This is a genomic window from Aeromonas aquatilis (assembly GCF_054052405.1).
Genome location: NZ_JBSTYP010000025.1, coordinates 45,075 through 63,667, shown reverse-complemented (window position 1 = coordinate 63,667; position 18,593 = coordinate 45,075). Strand labels below are relative to the sequence as shown.

General features: G+C 60.6%; 14 protein-coding genes. 11 read left to right on the top strand and 3 right to left on the bottom strand.

All coding sequences use genetic code 11. From position 1 onward, the window contains the following. The first annotated feature begins 92 nt into the window (after window positions 1–92). The 10 genes from ftsY to hutH all read left to right on the top strand — a co-directional run bounded on the left by ftsY (window position 93) and on the right by hutH (window position 12,235). On the top strand, window positions 93–1,880 hold the full coding sequence (gene ftsY / locus ACW5W8_RS12030) for a signal recognition particle-docking protein FtsY (RefSeq protein ID WP_498628092.1): 1,788 nt from the start codon (window positions 93–95) through the stop codon (window positions 1,878–1,880). A gap of 206 nt (window positions 1,881–2,086) precedes the next feature. Further along, a complete protein-coding gene (ftsE, locus tag ACW5W8_RS12025; protein WP_005339995.1) occupies window positions 2,087–2,755 on the top strand; it encodes a cell division ATP-binding protein FtsE in 669 nt (222 codons plus the stop codon). Then, window positions 2,755–3,708: a permease-like cell division protein FtsX gene (ftsX, locus tag ACW5W8_RS12020; protein WP_005339996.1), complete on the top strand. Its 954-nt coding sequence runs from the start codon at window positions 2,755–2,757 to the stop codon at window positions 3,706–3,708. Before ftsE ends, ftsX begins: the two co-directional genes overlap by 1 nt. A 451-nt stretch (window positions 3,709–4,159) precedes the next feature. Next, on the top strand, window positions 4,160–5,014 hold the full coding sequence (gene rpoH, locus ACW5W8_RS12015; RefSeq protein WP_005339997.1) for an RNA polymerase sigma factor RpoH: 855 nt from the start codon (window positions 4,160–4,162) through the stop codon (window positions 5,012–5,014). A 199-nt stretch (window positions 5,015–5,213) separates the two neighbouring features. Then, window positions 5,214–5,873 (top strand): carbonate dehydratase, encoded by a 660-nt coding sequence (can, locus tag ACW5W8_RS12010; protein WP_005339998.1) that lies wholly within the window; start codon window positions 5,214–5,216, stop codon window positions 5,871–5,873. Window positions 5,874–5,884: 11 nt separating this feature from the next. Further along, window positions 5,885–6,589 (top strand): histidine utilization transcriptional repressor HutC, encoded by a 705-nt coding sequence (gene hutC, locus ACW5W8_RS12005; protein ID WP_498628102.1) that lies wholly within the window; start codon window positions 5,885–5,887, stop codon window positions 6,587–6,589. A 155-nt stretch (window positions 6,590–6,744) separates the two neighbouring features. Beyond that, window positions 6,745–7,980 carry an imidazolonepropionase gene (hutI, locus tag ACW5W8_RS12000; RefSeq protein ID WP_498628091.1) on the top strand — a complete coding sequence of 412 codons (1,236 nt, stop codon included), beginning with the start codon at window positions 6,745–6,747 and terminating at the stop codon, window positions 7,978–7,980. Beyond that, the gene (gene hutG, locus ACW5W8_RS11995) at window positions 7,973–8,935 is read left to right on the top strand and encodes a formimidoylglutamase (RefSeq protein WP_498628090.1); all 963 of its coding nucleotides are present in this window, start codon (window positions 7,973–7,975) and stop codon (window positions 8,933–8,935) included. The genes hutI and hutG overlap by 8 nt, the downstream gene beginning before the upstream one ends. Window positions 8,936–8,988: 53 nt before the next feature. After that, window positions 8,989–10,698 carry a urocanate hydratase gene (gene hutU / locus ACW5W8_RS11990; RefSeq protein ID WP_498628089.1) on the top strand — a complete coding sequence of 570 codons (1,710 nt, stop codon included), beginning with the start codon at window positions 8,989–8,991 and terminating at the stop codon, window positions 10,696–10,698. 4 nt (window positions 10,699–10,702) lie between these two features. Beyond that, window positions 10,703–12,235, top strand: a complete 1,533-nt coding sequence (hutH, locus tag ACW5W8_RS11985; protein ID WP_498628088.1) for a histidine ammonia-lyase — start codon at window positions 10,703–10,705, stop codon at window positions 12,233–12,235. Between the two features lie 145 nt (window positions 12,236–12,380). Here hutH and ACW5W8_RS11980 read toward each other — a convergent pair whose 3' ends face one another. Together ACW5W8_RS11980 and ACW5W8_RS11975 are read right to left on the bottom strand one after the other, a co-directional pair. Further along, on the bottom strand, window positions 12,381–13,478 hold the full coding sequence (locus tag ACW5W8_RS11980) for a calcium:cation antiporter (RefSeq protein ID WP_498628087.1): 1,098 nt from the start codon (window positions 13,476–13,478) through the stop codon (window positions 12,381–12,383). Window positions 13,479–13,612: 134 nt separating this feature from the next. After that, on the bottom strand, window positions 13,613–15,154 hold the full coding sequence (locus ACW5W8_RS11975; protein WP_498628086.1) for an EAL domain-containing protein: 1,542 nt from the start codon (window positions 15,152–15,154) through the stop codon (window positions 13,613–13,615). Between the two features lie 502 nt (window positions 15,155–15,656). On the opposite strand from ACW5W8_RS11975, the gene ACW5W8_RS11970 reads away from it, so the two are divergent. Continuing rightward, complete coding sequence (locus tag ACW5W8_RS11970) at window positions 15,657–17,585, top strand: EAL domain-containing protein (protein WP_498628085.1); 1,929 nt, start codon at window positions 15,657–15,659, stop codon at window positions 17,583–17,585. 76 nt (window positions 17,586–17,661) lie between these two features. Here the strand turns inward: ACW5W8_RS11970 and ACW5W8_RS11965 are convergent, their stop codons facing one another. Beyond that, window positions 17,662–18,585 (bottom strand): 1-aminocyclopropane-1-carboxylate deaminase/D-cysteine desulfhydrase, encoded by a 924-nt coding sequence (locus tag ACW5W8_RS11965; RefSeq protein WP_498628084.1) that lies wholly within the window; start codon window positions 18,583–18,585, stop codon window positions 17,662–17,664. Between the last annotated feature and the right edge of the window lie 8 nt (window positions 18,586–18,593).

Sequence of the window (18,593 nt, the reverse complement as noted above, 5' to 3'; positions counted from 1 at the left end):
AATAAAGTGGTAGTATAAGGCGGTTCATTTTTATGCCGACCCGCCAAGGGACGGCTATCTTAGCAGTCAGCCTTTGATGTGAGTATTTTTAGATGGCAAAAGGTTTGTTTTCCTGGCTGGGTTTCGGCCGCAAGAAAGAAGAGGCTGAGGCTGTCCAACCACAGACACCCCAAGCCACCCCCGTTACCGTTGAGCCCGAGGTCGCTGCTACCCCCGCTCCCGTTTCCGATAACATTGTTTCCGATAGTACGCCGGCTGTTGCCCCCGAAGTGCCTGCCAGCGCACAGAATCCCGTTTTGCAAGATGATTGCTGCCTGCCGACCGAGCTGGACGACCGCGGTCCGCTGGTGGTGGAGGAGTGTGCCTCCGATCTGGAGCCGGTGATCGTCAACGAAGCGCTGCTCGCCGAAGAGGAGCGTGCCGCCGCAGAGGCGCAAGCTGCCGAAGCCCGTGCCGTGGAGGAGGCTCGCATTGCTGCCGAGTCTCGCGCCGCAGAAGAGGCGCGTATTGCCGCTGAAGCACGTACGGCGGAAGAGGCTCGTATCGCTGCTGAAGCCCGCGTCGCAGAAGAGGCTCGTATCGCTGCTGAAGCCCGCGCCGCAGAAGAGGCGCGTATCGCTGCCGAGGCCCGTGCCGCAGAAGAGGCTCGCATTGCTGCCGAAGCCCGCGCCGCGGAAGAGGCTCGCATTGCCGGCGAAGCTCGCGCTGCGGAAGAGGCACGTATCGCTGCCGAAGCCCGCGCTGCAGAGGAGGCTCGTATTGCTGCCGAGGCTCGCGCTGCGGAGGAGGCTCGTATTGCCGCTGAAGCTCAGGCTGCTGAAGACGCCCGTATCGCCAAAGAGGCCCAGCGCGCGGAAGATATGCGCCTGGTTGCCGCGATGGAGGCTGAGGCCGCCGCCCTGGCCGCTCTGCCGCTGGCCGCCAAGGTGGACGACGACACCCAGGACAAACCGCAGCGGGAGGGCTTCTTTGCTCGCCTCAAGCGTAGTCTGGTGCGCACCAAGGAGAATATCGGCTCAGGTTTCTTCGGCCTGTTCCGTGGCAAGAAGATCGACGATGAGCTGTTTGAAGAGCTGGAAACCCAGCTGCTGACCGCCGATCTCGGTGTGGATACCACTAGTCGCATCATCGAAGGGCTGGTGCAGCACGCGGATCGCAAGCAGCTCAAGGATGCCGAGGCGCTCTACGGCCTGCTCAAGCAGGATATGGGCGAGATGCTGGCCAAGGTGGAGCAGCCGCTGGTGATCGACACCAGCAAGAAGCCTTATGTGATCCTGATGGTCGGCGTGAACGGCGTCGGCAAGACCACTACCATCGGCAAGCTGGCCAAGCAGTTCCAGGCCGAAGGCAAGAGCGTGATGCTGGCGGCGGGTGACACCTTCCGTGCCGCCGCGGTCGAACAGCTGCAAGTTTGGGGTCAGCGCAACAACATTCCGGTGATTGCCCAGCATACCGGTGCCGACTCCGCTTCCGTCATTTATGACGCCATTGAGGCTGCCCGCTCCCGCGGGGCTGACGTGCTGATCGCCGACACCGCCGGTCGCCTGCAGAACAAGAGCAACCTGATGGAAGAGCTCAAGAAGGTAGTGCGGGTGATGAAGAAGCTGGATGAAGAGGCGCCCCACGAGATCATGCTGACGCTGGATGCCGGCACTGGCCAGAACGCCCTGAGTCAGGCCAAGCTGTTCAGTGAGGCGGTTGGCCTGACCGGTATCACCCTCACCAAGCTGGATGGCACGGCCAAGGGCGGCGTCATCTTCGCGGTGGCCGACAAGTTCCAGATCCCGATCCGCTATATCGGGGTGGGCGAGGGGATCGACGATCTGCGTCCCTTCGTTGCCAACGACTTCATCGAGGCGCTGTTCAGCCGCGATGAATAAGTCCGGCCGCGATGAGTCAGCTCAGCCGTGATGAGTAAGTGTTCCATGCCCCGACTCCGGTCGGGGTTTGTCACTATTGGGGTGTAGCTCGTTGCTATAGGGGCGGCAAGATGGTCTGCTCTTTCATCATGGCTCGGAGTTGCGATGATGAATCTGTGCCCCATACGTCGATCCCGGTCGGGGTTTGTCAATTTCAGGGAACCGTTATGATTCGTTTTGACAAGGTCAGCAAGGTATACAGCGGCGGCCATCAGGCGCTGCAAAAGGTCAGCTTTCACCTGCGCAAGGGGGAGATGGCCTTTCTGACCGGGCACTCGGGGGCGGGCAAGAGTACCCTCCTCAAACTGATCAGCGTGATGGAGCGCCCGACCGATGGTCGTGTCTTCTTTCATGGCGACGATGTCAGCCATATCCAGCGCAGCCAGATCCCCTATGTTCGCCGCCAGATCGGGATGATCTTTCAGGATCACCGCCTGCTGATGGACCGCACCGTGTTTGACAACGTGGCGCTGCCGCTGGTGATCGATGGCTACAGCCACGCCGATATCAACAAGCGCGTGGCGGCGGCGCTGGACAAGGTGGGGCTGCTCGGCAAGGAGCGTTACCAGCCGCGGATGCTCTCCGGTGGTGAACAGCAGCGGGTCGGCATCGCCCGTGCCATCGTCAACAAGCCGCCGCTGCTGCTGGCGGATGAACCGACCGGCAACCTGGATCCCCAGCTCTCCATGGACATCATGCGGTTATTTCAGGAGTTCAATAATTTTGGGGTCTCGGTGCTGATTGCCACCCACGATCTGGGGCTGATCGCTCGCATGCGCTATCGCACCCTGACCCTCAAGGCGGGTCGCATGTATTCGGCCGGGGAGGAGCTCTGATGGCTATCGTTCGTCATAAACAACCGCCGCTGCGCCGTCTGATGATGTACGGGGTTGATCATGTGCGGCAGGCGTTTGCCAGTCTCGGGGAGCTGTGGCGCAATCCGCTCGCCTCTCTGATGACGCTGGCGGTGCTCGGCGTCAGTCTGGCACTGCCCTCTTGTTTCCACGTGTTGCTGAAAAACGCCGAGGTGGTGGAGGGGAGCTGGCAGAGTAGTTCCCAGATCTCCCTTTACCTGCGCAAGGATCTGCCGGAGCAAAGCATTCTCGATCTGCAGCACAGGATCCTGCTCTATCCCGAGGTGGATTCGGTCACCTACCTGAGCCGTGACGATGCGTTGCGGGAGTTTCGCGAGATCTCCGGCTTCGGCGATGCCCTCGATTATCTCGACAGCAACCCGTTGCCGCCTGTACTGAGCGTCATTCCGGATCCACGCTGGCAGAACCCGGAAGGGGCCGCCGAGCTGCTCAGCAAGCTCAACAACGAGGTGGGGGTCGAGCAGGGCAAGCTGGATCTGCAGTGGCTGACCCGGCTGCAGGGGATCATGAACCTGCTGCGCCACACCATTACCGGTATCGCGGTGCTGCTGCTCTCTGCCGTGTTGCTGATTGTCGGCAATACCCTGCGTCTCAACATCCTCAACCAGCGTTCCGAGATTGAAGTTCTCAAGCTGGTGGGGGCGACCGACTCCTTTATTCATCGTCCCTTCCTCTATACCGGCATCTGGTTCGGGGTGATCGGCGGCATGCTGGCCTGGTGGCTGACCGAAGTGATGGTGATCTGGAGCGAAGGGGTGGTGAAGGAGCTGGCGGGCTTGTATAACAGTAACTTCCGGCTGGTTGGCATGGGAGCGGTAGACGGGATCAATCTGATCTTGCTGGGCGCCCTGCTGGGGCTGATTGCCTCCTGGTTCTCGGTCCATCGCCACATTCGCGACATCGAACCATCCTGATTACTTTATCATCAAAGTAAATCGCTGGATTTTGCGATGCGGATCAAGTAAAAGAGGGGCCGTTTCTGGCTTGGCCCCCATAGTCAGAGTATTCTGAATAACAATGATCTTCCGGATCTTCGCTGGATCCAGTGAACCTTCTGATTTATAAGCAGTCTATTAAAGCTGAAGCATTTATACGGGTGTGGCCCCTCTGCCTTGCTCGTCAGACTTGGCAAGCATGTGAAGGTTGCGAGCTCCGCAACAATGGACTTAGCATGCTACTTTTCGGGGGTCCTTCATTGTGACCCCCTTTTTTTGACTGTTCATTCATGATTCATCCTGCAGGCTTAAGATAAGCCAGTCTAAAACTGGGCATGTTCTTTGATACACGCCGCAGAATGGCATCCGGTCAGTAGACAGACCCTCTCAGGGTGTTAGACTGATTCGATTGAAAAGTAAGAGGTAACAGATGGGAACTTCATTGCAGCGCACTATGGCTCTGATTCCGCAAGGTAGTCTGGAAGGCTATATCCAGGCAGTAAACTCTATTCCTGTGCTGAGCGCAGAGGAAGAGCGTGAACTGGCTGAGCGTTTGCAGCAGGATGGCGATCTCGAGGCTGCTCGTCAGCTGGTTATGTCGCACCTGCGCTTTGTCGTTCATGTCGCCAAGAGTTATGCCGGTTACGGTCTGCCGCAGGCCGATCTGGTTCAGGAAGGCAACATCGGCCTGATGAAGGCGGTCAAGCGCTTCGACCCGACGGTCGGCGTGCGTCTGGTCTCCTTTGCCGTGCACTGGATCAAGGCCGAAATCCACGAATATGTCCTGCGTAACTGGCGCATGGTCAAGGTGGCGACCACCAAGGCCCAGCGCAAGCTCTTCTTCAACCTGCGCAAATCCAAAAAACGTCTGGGCTGGCTGAACCACGAAGAGGTTCAGGCCGTGGCGGCCGATCTCGGCGTTTCTGCCGCTGACGTGACCGAGATGGAAGCGCGGATGGCCAACTACGATCAGGCGTTCGATCTGGTGGGTGATGATGAAGAAGAAGGCGGTTTCGCTCCGGTTCACTATCTGGAGGACAAATCCTCCGATCTGGCCGCCACCATCGAAAACGACAACTGGGACGATCACGCGACCCGTCGCCTGAGCTCTGCCCTCGCCACCCTGGATGAGCGCAGTCAGCACATCATCCGCGCCCGCTGGCTCGATGATGACAGCAAGACCACGCTGCAGGAGCTGGCCGATACCTACGGCGTCTCTGCCGAGCGTGTGCGTCAGCTTGAAAAGAATGCTCTCAAGAAGCTGAAGGATGCGATGGAAGCATAATTGTATTCGCCTAGCGGGTACGTCAGCTTGAGAAGAACGCACTCAAGAAGCTGAAAGATGCCATGGAAGCCTGATGCTTCCTCTCATAAAAACAGGGCCTGATGGCCCTGTTTTTGTTTCGCAGGGATCTGGTCGGCCTTGCTTTGGTTACCCTTGAGTGTGTTATGTTGCCGCCACTGCCACATTAGGGAGAGCAGAAGTGAAACTGTTGAACGACCTGTTTACCAACAACCGTGAGTGGGCCGAACGGATCAAGGCCGAAGACCCCGCCTTCTTTGCCACTCTTTCTGCCCAGCAGGCCCCCGAATACCTCTGGATCGGTTGTTCCGACAGCCGGGTTCCCGCCAACCAGCTGATGGGGTTGCTGCCGGGGGATGTCTTCGTCCACCGCAACGTCGCCAATCTGGTGGTACATACCGATTTCAACTGCCTCTCCGTGCTGCAATACGCGGTAGAAGTGCTCAAGGTGAAGCACATCATCGTCTGCGGTCACTATGGCTGCGGCGGCGTCAAGGCCGCGATGCAGAATCAGGAGCTGGGTCTCATCGACAACTGGCTGCGCAACATCAAGGATGTCTACTTCAAATATGGTGAAGAGCTTGAGGCCATCGAGGATGAGCATGAGCGCTTCGACTACCTGTGCGAGCTGAACGTGGCCGAACAGGTCGCCAACGTCTGCCATACCACCATCATCCAGAACGCCTGGCGCAAGGGGCAGGAGCTGGCCGTTCACGGCTGGATCTACGGGATCAAGGATGGCTTGCTGCACGATCTCGATCTCTGCATCAGCGGCCCGGATCAGATCCCCGATGTCTACCGCGCCTGGCCGGACATGCGTCCGCCCCACCGTCGGCGCTAGGGAGCTTCATGGTGGCGCCAGCCCTCTATCTGCAGATCAAACAGCACATTCTGGACGGGATCCGCGAACGCCACTATCAGGCGGGGGACAGGATCCCGACCGAAGCGGCCCTGTGCGAGCAGTTCACCGTGAGCCGGATGACGGTCAACCGGGCGCTGCGGGAACTGGTGGCGGAAGGGTGGCTGGTGCGTACCGCCGGTTCCGGCAGCTTCGTGGCGGACCGGCGTACCGAGTCGCCGCTGCTGGCTATTCGCAATATTGCCGACGAGATCGCCGAGCGTGGCGGCGAGTACAGCGCCCGGGTGATCCGGCTACAGCGACTGGCCGCTGACGAGAAGGTGGCGGTACAACTGGGGCTGCGGGTTGGCGCCCCCATCTTTCACAGCCTGATCGTCCATCAGGCCGATGGGGAGCCGTTGCAATTGGAGGAGCGCTTCGTCGATGCCGGGCGTTTGCCGGGCTATGGCGAGCAGGATTTTACCCAACAGACCCCCAACCGCTATCTGATGGATGTCTGCCCCCTCTCCGAGATGGAGCACGTGGTGGAAGCCGTGTTGCCCAGCGCCGGTGAGGCGGGATTGTTGCAAATCCGCGTAGATTCTCCCTGCCTGTTGTTGCACCGGCGTACCTGGTCGGAGGGGCATCTGGTCTCCTATGCCCGTTTGCTCTCCCCAGGTTCCCGCTACAAGCTGAGTTCCAAGGCGCAGCTGCCCTAATTGTCTATACAAATCGATTCTTCTCAAGCCCACCTCCTGGTGGGCTTTTTTGTGCTTAAACTCTAAGTTTGATGCTGTTATCAGGATGTGAACGCCGCTCTTTCTTTCGTCATAGAGATCGACTATAAGGATATGTATATACATTTGAGGTCGCTATGAACAAGGAACTGTTGAACTGCGAGCGGGTCTGGCTCAACGTGACACCCGCCACCCTGAATGATGAGCTGGCCGACTACGGCCTGCTGCCGCTCCATGCCATCGGCGTGAGGGATGGCAAGATCCACGCGCTGGTGCCGATGGCCGAGCTTAAGGGGCCCCATCCTGCTCACTGGCAGGATATGCAGGGCAAGCTGGTCACTCCCGGCCTTATCGATTGCCACACCCATCTGGTCTTCGCCGGCAGCCGTGCCGAGGAGTTCGAGCTGCGCCAGCAGGGGGTGCCTTATGCCGAGATCGCCCGTCGGGGCGGTGGCATCATCAGCACGGTGCGTGCCACCCGTGCCGCCAGCGAAGAGCAACTGTTCGAGCTGGCGCTGCCGAGGGTGAAATCCCTGATCCGCGAAGGGGTCACCACGGTGGAGATCAAGTCCGGCTACGGCCTGACGCTGGATGACGAACTCAAGATGCTGCGGGTGGCCCGCCGACTGGGAGAGGCGTTGCCGATCCGGGTCAAGACCACTCTGCTGGCGGCCCATGCTGTGCCGCCGGAGTATCGCGACGATCCCGACAGCTGGGTCGAGACCATCTGCCAAGAGATCATCCCGGCCGCCGCCGAGGCGGGTCTGGCCGATGCGGTGGATGTCTTCTGCGAGCATATCGGTTTCTCGCTGGCCCAGACCGAGCAGGTCTATCTGGCGGCGGATCAATACGGCCTGCCGGTGAAGGGGCATATGGATCAGCTCTCCAATCTCGGTGGCAGCACCCTCGCCGCCAACTTTGGCGCCCTCTCGGTGGATCATCTGGAGTATCTGGATCTGGAAGGGATCCTGGCGCTGGCCCACCGTGGCGTGGTCGCCACCCTGCTGCCCACCGCCTTCTACTTCCTCAAAGAGATCAAGCTGCCGCCGGTTGCCGCGCTGCGCAAGGCGGGGGTGGCGATGGCGGTCTCCTCCGACATCAACCCGGGTACCGCCCCCATCGTCTCGCTGCGGATGGCGATGAACATGGCCTGTACCCTGTTTGGCCTGACTCCGGTGGAGGCGATGGTCGGGGTGACCCGCCACGCCGCCAAAGCGCTCGGCGAGCAGGATCGCCTTGGCCAGCTCAGGGTGGGGATGGCGGCCGATTTCCTGATCTGGCACTGCGCCCATCCGGCCGAGCTGAGCTACATGGTCGGCGTCGATCAGCTGGCAGGCCGCATCTTCAACGGCAAGGAGAGCCTTCATGGATAAGTTAAACCCGGTCGATATGTCGCTCTGGCAAGGACGACAGGATCCGGAAGATGGTGAACTGGCCCTGCGCTGGCATGACAAAGTTCTGCCTTGGCAAGAGGTGCAGCCCTGGACCGCCGGAGCACAAGACACTGCCGGTGTGGTACTGCTCGGCTTTGCCTGCGATGAAGGGGTACGCCGCAACAAGGGGCGTGTCGGTGCAGCGGCGGCGCCGCTGGCGGTGCGCAAGTTGCTGGCCAACACTGCCTGGCATCTGAATCGACCCGTCTACGATGGTGGGGATGTGAGTTGCCCCGACGGCGATCTCGACGCCGCCCACGGCCATCTGGCCGAGCGGGTTGCCGCAGCACTCGATGTGGGCCACTTTCCGCTGGTGCTGGGGGGCGGTCACGAGGTGGCGTTCGGCAGCTGGAGTGGCCTCAACAGTCATCTGGGCGGCAGTGGCAGGGTCGGCATTATCAACCTCGATGCCCACTTCGACCTGCGCATGAAGCAGGAGCAGGCCAGCTCCGGCACCCCCTTTTTCCAGATTGCCGAGCAGTGCGCCGCTCAGGGCACGCCGTTTCACTACGCCTGCCTTGGGGTGGCCGAGACCGCCAATACCCAGGCGCTGTTTGCCCGTGCCAAGGCGCTGGGTGTGTGGCATGTGCTGGACGAGGCGATGACCCAGACCGAGCTGCCAGCCTTGCTAAGCGGGCTGGACGCCTTTATCGCCGATTGTGATCACCTCTATCTAACCATCGATCTCGACGTGCTGCCCGGCGCCGTTATGCCGGGAGTGAGTGCCCCCGCCGCTCGCGGCGTGGAGCTGGCGGTGATCGAACCGCTCATTGCCCATATCCGGGCCAGCGGCAAGCTCAGGCTTGCCGATCTGGCCGAGTACAACCCGACGCTGGATCAGGACAACCGCAGTGCCCGCGTGGCCGCGCGGCTGGTTCATCTGTTGACCCGTTAACCCTTTGGCCGCACATCGCCGAAGGCACCCTATTGATACAACAAGGAGTGTGTATGTCTGTGCAACAGCAGGATCCCCGTCATGATCCGAACCGCGTGATCCGTGCCCCGCGTGGCACCGAACTGACCGCCAAGAGCTGGCTCACCGAAGCGCCGCTGCGGATGTTGATGAACAACCTGGATCCCGAGGTGGCCGAGCATCCCCAGTCGCTGGTGGTCTATGGCGGCATCGGTCGCGCTGCCCGCAACTGGGCCTGCTTTGACAAGATCGTCGAGGTGCTGACTCGGCTCGAGGAGGATCAGACCCTGCTGGTGCAATCCGGCAAGCCGGTCGGGGTGTTCCAGACCCACAAGGATGCGCCGCGGGTGCTGATCGCCAACTCTAATCTGGTGCCCCACTGGGCCAACTGGGAGCATTTCAACGAGCTCGATAAGAAGGGCCTGATGATGTACGGCCAGATGACCGCGGGTTCATGGATCTACATCGGCACTCAGGGGATCGTGCAGGGCACCTACGAAACCTTCTTCGCGGTGGCCAATCAGCACTTCAACGGTGAACCCAAAGGGCGCTGGATCCTCACCGGTGGTCTCGGTGGCATGGGCGGCGCCCAGCCGCTGGCCGCTACCATGGCTGGCTTCTCGATGATCGCCGTGGAGTGCGACGAAACCCGCATCGATTTTCGTCTGCGCACCCGTTACGTCGACAAGAAGGCTCACAGCCTGGATGAGGCGCTGGCCATGGTCGAAGAGGCCAAGCAGAGCGGCACTGCGGTCTCGGTCGGTCTGCTCGGCAACGCCGCCGATGTGTTCGCCGAGCTGGTGGCCCGGGGCATCACCCCTGACGTGGTGACCGACCAGACCTCCGCCCACGACCCGGTGCACGGCTACCTGCCGCAGGGTTGGAGCGTGGCCAAGTGGCGCGAACTGCAGCAGAGTGCCCCGCAGGAGGTGAATCTGGCCGCTCGTCGCTCCATGGCCCGTCAGGTGGAGGCGATGCTGACCCTGCAAGAGCGCGGCGCGGCGACTCTGGATTACGGCAACAACATCCGTCAGATGGCGCTTGAGGAGGGGGTGAAAAACGCCTTCGACTTCCCCGGCTTCGTCCCCGCCTATATCCGCCCGCTGTTCTGCGAGGGGATAGGCCCGTTCCGCTGGGTGGCCCTCTCCGGCGATCCGGAAGATATCTACAAGACCGATCAGAAGGTGAAAGAGCTGATCCCCGATGATCCTCACCTGCACAACTGGCTCGACATGGCCCGCGAGCGCATCGCGTTTCAGGGGCTGCCGGCGCGGATCTGCTGGGTCGGGGTCAAGGATCGGGTACGCCTTGGTCTGGCCTTCAACGAGATGGTGAAAAACGGTGAACTGAAGGCCCCCATCGTCATTGGCCGCGACCATCTGGATTCCGGCTCGGTGGCGAGCCCGAACCGCGAGACCGAGTCGATGATGGATGGCTCCGATGCCGTCTCCGACTGGCCGCTGCTCAACGCCTTGCTCAACACCGCTGGCGGCGCGACCTGGGTCTCTCTGCACCACGGCGGCGGGGTCGGTATGGGCTTCTCCCAGCACTCCGGCGTGGTGATCGTCTGCGACGGCTCCGATGACGCTGCCAAGCGGGTCGGTCGGGTGCTGCGCAACGACCCGGCCACCGGGGTGATGCGCCACGCGGATGCCGGCTATGAGATTGCCATCAACTGTGCCCATGAGGCGAAACTGGATCTGCCGATGATTGACGGCGCCAACGGTGTCAAAGGAAAGGTGTAACACCATGTTTGAATTGACTATTACTCCGGGCGAGCTGGATCTTGCCACCCTGCGCCGCGTCAGCCGCGAGCCGGTACATGTTTCACTGGATCCGGCCGCGCTGCCGGGGATCCACGCCTCAGCCGCCGTGGTTACCAAGGTGATCGAGCAGAACCGGGTGGTGTATGGCATCAACACCGGCTTTGGCCTGTTGGCCAACACCCGCATTCCGGTGGAGCAGCTGGACGAGCTTCAGCGCTCCATCGTGCTTTCCCACGCGGCAGGGATTGGCGAGTACATGGATGACGCCACCGTACGGCTGATGATGGTGCTCAAGCTCAACTCGTTGGCGCGGGGTTTCTCCGGTATCCGGCTGACGGTGCTTGAGGCCTTGATGACCCTCATCAACGCCGAAGTCTATCCGGTGGTGCCGAAGAAGGGCTCCGTCGGTGCCTCCGGCGATCTGGCGCCGCTGGCTCATATGAGCTGCCTGCTGATCGGGGAGGGCAAGGCGCGCCACAACGGCGAGCTGATCGACGCAGCCACGGCGCTGAAAATTGCCGGGCTCGAGCCCATCGCACTGGCGCCGAAAGAGGGACTGGCGCTGCTCAATGGCACTCAGGCGAGCACCGCTTTCGCGCTGGAAGGGCTGTTCCATGCCGAGGATCTCTACGCCGGTGCCATCACCATAGGAGCCATGAGCGTTGAAGCTGCGCTCGGCAGCCGCCGGCCGTTCGATGCCCGCATCCACGCGGTGCGCGGTCAGCGTGGCCAGATCGATGCAGCTGCCTGCTACCGCCACCTGCTGGTGGATGGCAGCGAGATCGGCATGTCCCATCACAATTGCGAGAAGGTGCAGGATCCCTACTCATTGCGCTGCCAGCCGCAGGTGATGGGTGCCTGCCTGACCCAGATCCGTCAGGCCGCCGAGGTGCTGGTGTGCGAGGCCAACGCGGTTTCCGACAACCCGCTGGTGTTTGCCGATGACGAGGAGATCCTCTCCGGTGGCAACTTTCACGCAGAACCCGTGGCCTTTGCGGCCGATAATCTGGCGCTGGCCATCGCCGAGATAGGTTCCCTCTCCGAGCGGCGCATGGCGCTGTTGATCGACTCGCGGATGTCCGGTCTGCCGGCGTTTCTGGTCAACAATGGCGGGGTGAATTCGGGCTTTATGATCGCTCAGGTCACCTCGGCGGCGCTCGCCTCCGAGAACAAGACCCTGGCCCATCCCGCATCGGTGGATAGTTTGCCCACTTCCGCCAATCAGGAGGATCACGTCTCCATGGCGACCTTCGCTGGCCGCCGGCTTGCCGATATGGCCGAGAACACCCGTGGCATTCTGGCAGTCGAACTGCTGGCGGCGGCACAGGGGCTCGATTTTCGCGCGCCGCTGCGTAGTACCGAGCTGATCGAGCTGGCCAAGGGACGACTGCGGGCAGAGGTGAGCTTCTACGACAAGGACAGGTACTTCGCGCCGGATATCGAAGCGGCCGCCGCCCTGCTGGGCCGTGCCAGCTACAACGACCTGATCCCGACCGGGGTGCTGCCCAGTCTGTAAGCCTTGATCCCCCTTCTCTCCTGGCGGGAGAAGGGTGGGGGATGAGGGGGACGCCGCTTTACTGTCGCCGGTGAGAGCAGGGAGCAGATAACAAAAGACCGCCCAATTGGGCGGTCTTTGCGTGTCTGACGTTGGTTGAACGCAGTTATTCGTGTTCGAACATCAGGAACAGATAGACCACAAACAACACCAGATGGGTGGCGCCGTGCAGCACATTGGTACGGCCGCTGCTGAAGGTCACTTTACAGACCATCAAGGTCGTGACCAGCAGCACCATATCGGCGGGGGAGAGGCCGAGGCGCACCTCCTGACCCAGCATGGAGCCGATAAAGAGTACGGCAGGCACGGTGAGGGCGATGGTGGCCAGCACCGAGCCAAAGTAGAGGTTCATTGCCCGCTGCAGCTGGTTGTTGATGGCGGCCTTGATGGCGCCGACTGCTTCGGGGGCCAGCACGATGCAGGCGACGATAAAGCCGCCCAGTGCGGCGGGTGCTTCCATCACATGCACCCCGTAGTTGATGGGGATGGCCAGGGTCTTGGCCAGCAGGATCACCACCAGCAGGTAGGCGAGCAGCAGCAGGGTGTGATAGACGTTACTCTGCAGCGGGCCGTGGTGCTCCTCGTAATCCTCATGGTCGCTGTCGACAAAGAAGTGGCTGTGGCTGCGGGTCTGGATCAGCAGGAAGACGCCGTAGAGTAGCACCGAAATGATGATGAGCATCCATGACATGGCGCGCGACATACTGCCGATGTTGCCCCCTTCGGTGAAGTTGGGCAGCACCAGGCAGAGCAGGGCCAGCGGAATGATGGCCACCAGATAGGATTTGACCCCGTCCAGATTGAAGCTCTGGGTGTGGTAGCGCCAGCCGCCAAACAGTAGGGTGAAGCCCACCAGACCGGTACTCACCAGCATCACTACCGCAAACATGGTATCGCGGGCCATGGTGGGGTTGGGCTCGCCGGTCAGCATCACCGAGGAGATCATCACCACCTCCAGCGAAATGACCGAGAGGGTGAGGATCAGGGTGCCAAAGGGTTCGCCCAGCTTGATGGCGAGGGCATCGGAGTGGCGCACCACCGAGAAGATGGCCCAGGTGACGATGGCAAGCAGCCCCGCCGACACAGGAAGATAGATCCCGAGCGGAGTTGTCTCTGTCAGCAGGTCGCTGCCGAGCGTCTTGAAAAAGAGCAGGGTGAGCAGGCCGACGGGCAGGGCAATCTCTTGCCGGATAACTGTCTTCATAGGCAATGGTTCTCTTGTGAAAGGTGGATGAGTGGGGGGGTAAATTGCGCTGTTACTGGCGGTTGCGCAGGTAACCGCTGCTTATGATAAAAGCAATGGACTGCTGATAAAAGCAATGGACTGCGTGCGGCCGCTTATTTTGTTACCGGATGTAAATCTTTCCCCCCGTGCCGGAAGGTGTGTAGCCACTGCCGCAGATCCGCCAATGACATGGGTTTGCCAAAGACACAGCCCTGGATCAGATAAACACCCTGTTGGTGGAGGTATTCGACCTGCTCCGGAGTCTCGACCCCTTCGGCAATCATCTGCATCCCCGACTCCCGGCCAAAGGCGATAATGGCATCCAGCACGCTGCACTTGAGATCGTTGGTGCCGATGGTGTCGACGAACATCTTGTCGATCTTGATCTGGCGGATCCCCAGGCTCTGCAGGTAGGCGAAGCCGCCGTAGCCGGTGCCGAAATCATCCAGCTTGAAGTGGTAGCCCATCTGCTGCAGCAGGGTGATCTCGTCGGTTGCGGCCTTGATATCGAGGATCGGTTTGCGCTCGGTCAGCTCGAAGGTGAGTCTGGCGGGGCAAACCGGGGGAAGCTCGTTTAACAGATTGCGCAATAAAGGGCGCTCGATATGGGCGGCCACCAGATTGACGCTGACCCACAGCTCCGGTGCCAGTTGCGGCAGGTCATTGATTACCTGCTCCAGCAACTGTTCAGTCATCGGCAGGATCAGTCCCTGCTCTTCTGCATAGTCGATGAAAAGGCCCGGCGGGATCAGTTCGCCGCCCCGCCGCCAGCGCAGTAGCGCTTCGAAGCCGACCACCGCATAAGCGCGAGTGTCTACGATGGGCTGATAGAAGGGGATGAATTCACGGTGCGCCAGACCAGCCTGGATCACGCCCTTGAGGGAGCGCCGATAAGTGCGCAGCAACCCGTATAGCACCACCATCACCAGACCGAGCGATGTCCCGATCCATAAGGCATAAGAGCGGACTTGCTGCTGTGCAAACTGTTCCAGCGCCTGCCCCGCCCAGATAGTCTGTTTGGTCATATGCTCGGCATCGAAGAAGCTCTGGCTATAGCTGTTGTTGTCATTTTTGATGGCCTGGTTGCCACGGGGAAAAAGGGTCGGGGTGATCCCCTCGTGAAGGGGGGTAAATTCCAGATAGAAGCAGTTGGGGCAAGGGTGTTGCAGCAGTTGGTGGCTCCAGCTGTTATCCAGCACCCAATAGGCGATGTTTTCCCCTGATTTGGCATAGGCCACCAGCTCTTGCTCGGTATTGAACCTTGCTGCGGTGGCAGTCAGGCCATATTTACCGGCCAGCGGAGCATCTTGATTAACGTTATGTAACAGGGGGATTCCGGGCCCAATGCTGGAGCAACCGACCCCCGAGGCCAGTTCCAGACCTTGCAGGCGGATATGGGTGCTGTAGAAGCGCGGGTCACGCAGCAAGGCCATGTCCTGGGCACCACAGTCAAAAACAAACTGTGCCAGCTGGTTACTGAGTGCGGCATCCAGCTCGCTGTTTCGTTCCGCCATTGCCGTTTCTATTTCGATCACCTTCTGTTCCAGCAGGTGGTACGTCATAGGCGTGCTCAGCCAGGGCACGGCTAACTGACCGATACAAATGGGGAAAGCAAACAACAGCAAGCTGTTCCAGAGAGGGCGGATATGCAGCATGGGATCCTTGCCAATTTCATAAGAGACAAAAATGCATCCACATCATAGAGCATTAGTGCAATCAATTTGAGATCGGCTTGTCACACTTGTTGATGGTTTTCTTAACCGCATGATTTTAAATGTTTTTATTATTAATCTTGGCTAGATTCAATCGCTTACCTGTCATAAATGACAATTGTCTAGCTTATCCGAACTGCATTAAAGTAGCCCTGCGGTTTGACTCACCGTGTGTTCAATACTCCTGTATCTGTTTTTTGTCAGTAGCACAGAGTGTTAGTTTTGATATGAGTGTTCCTTTTGGTCCCCTTTGAGGGACCATTTTTCTGTCTGTCATCCCGCACTTTCCCGCATCTGTAGCCCGTCATCCTTGGTATTTTCCCGCTGCTTTGGGTTATGCTTGCCCGCTTAAATTGCAGAAGCGGGATCTTCATCCATAGCTGTGGCCCGATCGCCGCTGCTACCATGAGGCGACATGGATGATGCTGGGCATACGGAAAGGCGCATGAAACTCACTACACAGCTTGTCTCATTTATCACCCTTTGCGTGATCGCAGCCATGGCGACCGTGCTGATTGGCGGGGTGTTCAGCTTTCGCGAGCTGGGCATGGAGTTGCAGCAAAAGAAGGTCGATGCGCTGGTCGAAGTGATCGACAAGCAGCTCGATGTTGCTCACGACATGGAGGATATGAGCCACTGGCTGCCCACCCTGCTGCGGGCTGCCCATGTGGTCGAGCTGGAGGTGCGCCAGAATAACCAGCGGGTCTACTGGTTCCGCGATGTGCGCAATCCGGTCGACGAACAGCTGCTGGTGCCATACAGCCACCCGCTGCCCCATCAGGCCGGCATGCAGGCCAACTTCAAACTGGAGCGCCCCTTCAAGGAGGCTGAATACTCCATCAAGGCGATGTCCGGCATCTCGCTGGGCATCTTTATCGTGGTGTTCGGTCTCTGGTACTCCATCCGCTGGCTGCGCCAGCAGCTGCGCGGGGCCGAGCTGCTTGGCATTCGCGCCCAGCTGATCCTCGATGACAAACTCTCCAAACTGAGTCATGACCCCGCCGAAGAGTGGCCGGTGGCCGCCAGTCAGGCCCTCGATCATCTGCTCGCCGAGCTGGCTGATGCCCGCAAGGAGCGTAGCCGCTTCGACAACTTCATTCGCAGCAACGCTTTCGTCGACAAGATGACCGGCATCGGCAACCGGCTGTTTTTCGACAACCGGCTGGAGAGCGCCATCATGGAGGCGAGCGTGATGAGCGGCGGCGTGCTGCTGATCGATCTCGCCTGTCTGGAGGAGCTGGAGGCCGATCAGTTCGAGCTGCTGGGGCACGATTTGATGATGGAGGCGAGCGCCACCATAGGTGCCTTCGTGCGCAAACACAACGGTGCCCTGCAGGCCCGCTACGCCGGTCAGGTCTTTGCGGTGTTGCTGCCCAATATGTCCGAGAGCGAGATGGTGGATAGTGCCAGCCAGCTGCTCAAGAGCCTGCAACGGCTGCACTGGCCGCAGGAGGTCAACCCCGACACGGCGGTCTATCTCGGCGCCGTCTGTTATCAGGCAGAAGATAGCCTGCTCAAGGTGCAGGAGGAGGCGGAGCTGGCCCTCAAGAGCGCCCGTCTGCAGGGCCACAACGGCTGGTTCCTCTACGAGAAGCAGCTGGATGAGGAGCAGAGCAGCAAGGGCACGGTACGCTGGCGCACCCTGATCAGCCGCCGTCTCGAAGAGCACGGTATCGAATTTTACACCCAGCCGATCCAGCAGGATCGGGGGCAGGTGGTGTTGCAGCAGGAGCTGCTCACCTATCTGCACGACGAGCAGGGGCGGGCCCTGCAGGCGGGGATCTTTATGCCGATGGCGGAGAAGGTGGGTCTGTTGCTGCAACTGGATCGGCTGGTGGCTGAGCAGACGATCGCCCTGCTGCGCCAGCGCTCCGAGCAGAGCTGCCCCATCAGCCTGACCCTGAGTGCCCAGAGCCTGCTCAACCGCGAGTTCCAGCGCTGGCTCTTTTTCGCCTTGTTCCAGCTGCCGCGCAGCACCAACGAGCGGCTGATCCTGCAACTCTCGGAATCCCAGGTGACCCGCCACTTCGAGGCGCTCAAGCGGCCACTGCGCTCCTTGCGGATGCTGGGTTGCCAGCTGGCCATCGATCATGCCGGTCAGGATGTGGTGAGCACCCAGTACATCAAGGAGTTCGAGATCAACTTCCTCAAGCTGCACCCCAGTCTGGTGCGGGAGATCCATGCCCGTCAGGTCAACCAGATGGCGGTTCGCAGTCTGGTAGGCGGCTGCGCCAATACCCGCACCCGGGTGCTGGCAGTGGGGGTTGAGAGTGGCGACGAGTGGAAGATGCTGCGCCACCTCGGGGTGCATGCAGGGCAGGGGCCCTGGTTTGCCGAGCCCCAGCGGCTGGTGCTAGAACCGGCTGGTGCGTGAGAAAAACAACAGAGGGTCGCCTTGGGGCGACCCTCTGTTGTTTGCGATGCTGTTTGCGGTTGCCGTCAGGCGGGGATCACAGTCGCCCCTGCTCCCGCAGCCCGGCGAGCCCCTGCATGCCGCCGGTGTGGATAAAGACGACTTTGCTGCCGGGGGCGATACGGCCTGCCGCCAGCTCGCGAAACAGCCCCCACATTGCCTTGCCGCTATAGATGGGCTCAAGGGGCAGGTCGGTTGTGGCACTGAAATCCTGCACCCACTGCCAGAGGGCCGGGCTGAATTTGGCGTAGCCACCATCGTGGTGATCGAGCGCGATGCGCCAGCCGGGGATATTGGCAGCGGCGGGATGGAGGCGGCGCACCTCGTCAGCGATAAAGCCGCCCCCCTTCAGTACCGCAATGGCGAGGATCTGCTCCCGATCCCGCTTGCCGGCAACCAGGCCCGCCAGGGTGCCGCCGCTGGCGCAGGGCAGTACCCAGAGATCCGGCGAGAAGGGCACTTCGCCGACCAGTTCCGCCACGCCGGGGATGGCCAGTGGGCTGCTGCCACCTTCCGGCACGAGCAGGGTGTCCGGCGCGTCAAATTGGGCCAGCCAGTGGGGATCCTGCCGTCGCCGGTAACTCTGTCGGTCGACGAAAATGAGATCCATGCCCCAGCGTCTGGCATCGCTCAGGGTGGTGTTGCTGACGGCATCTGATTCGCCCCGTATGATACCTGTGGTACGAAGGTCAGATTGGCCCCCTGCTGCTGCCAGCGCGTGGATATGGTTGGAGTAGGCGCCACCAAACGAGAGCAGATGCCGTTTGCCGTGCTCTTTGGCATGCAGCAAATGGTACTTGAGCTTGCGCCACTTGTTGCCGGAGATGGCCGGATGGATCAGATCATCCCGCTTGCACCAGAGTTCGACGCTATAGCGGGTCAGCAACGGATGGTGGAGGCGTTGCAGGGGGGAGGGCAGGGTGGCATGGCCATCAGGCCCGGTTGAAAGGCTGGCTTGCAATGGTGAGT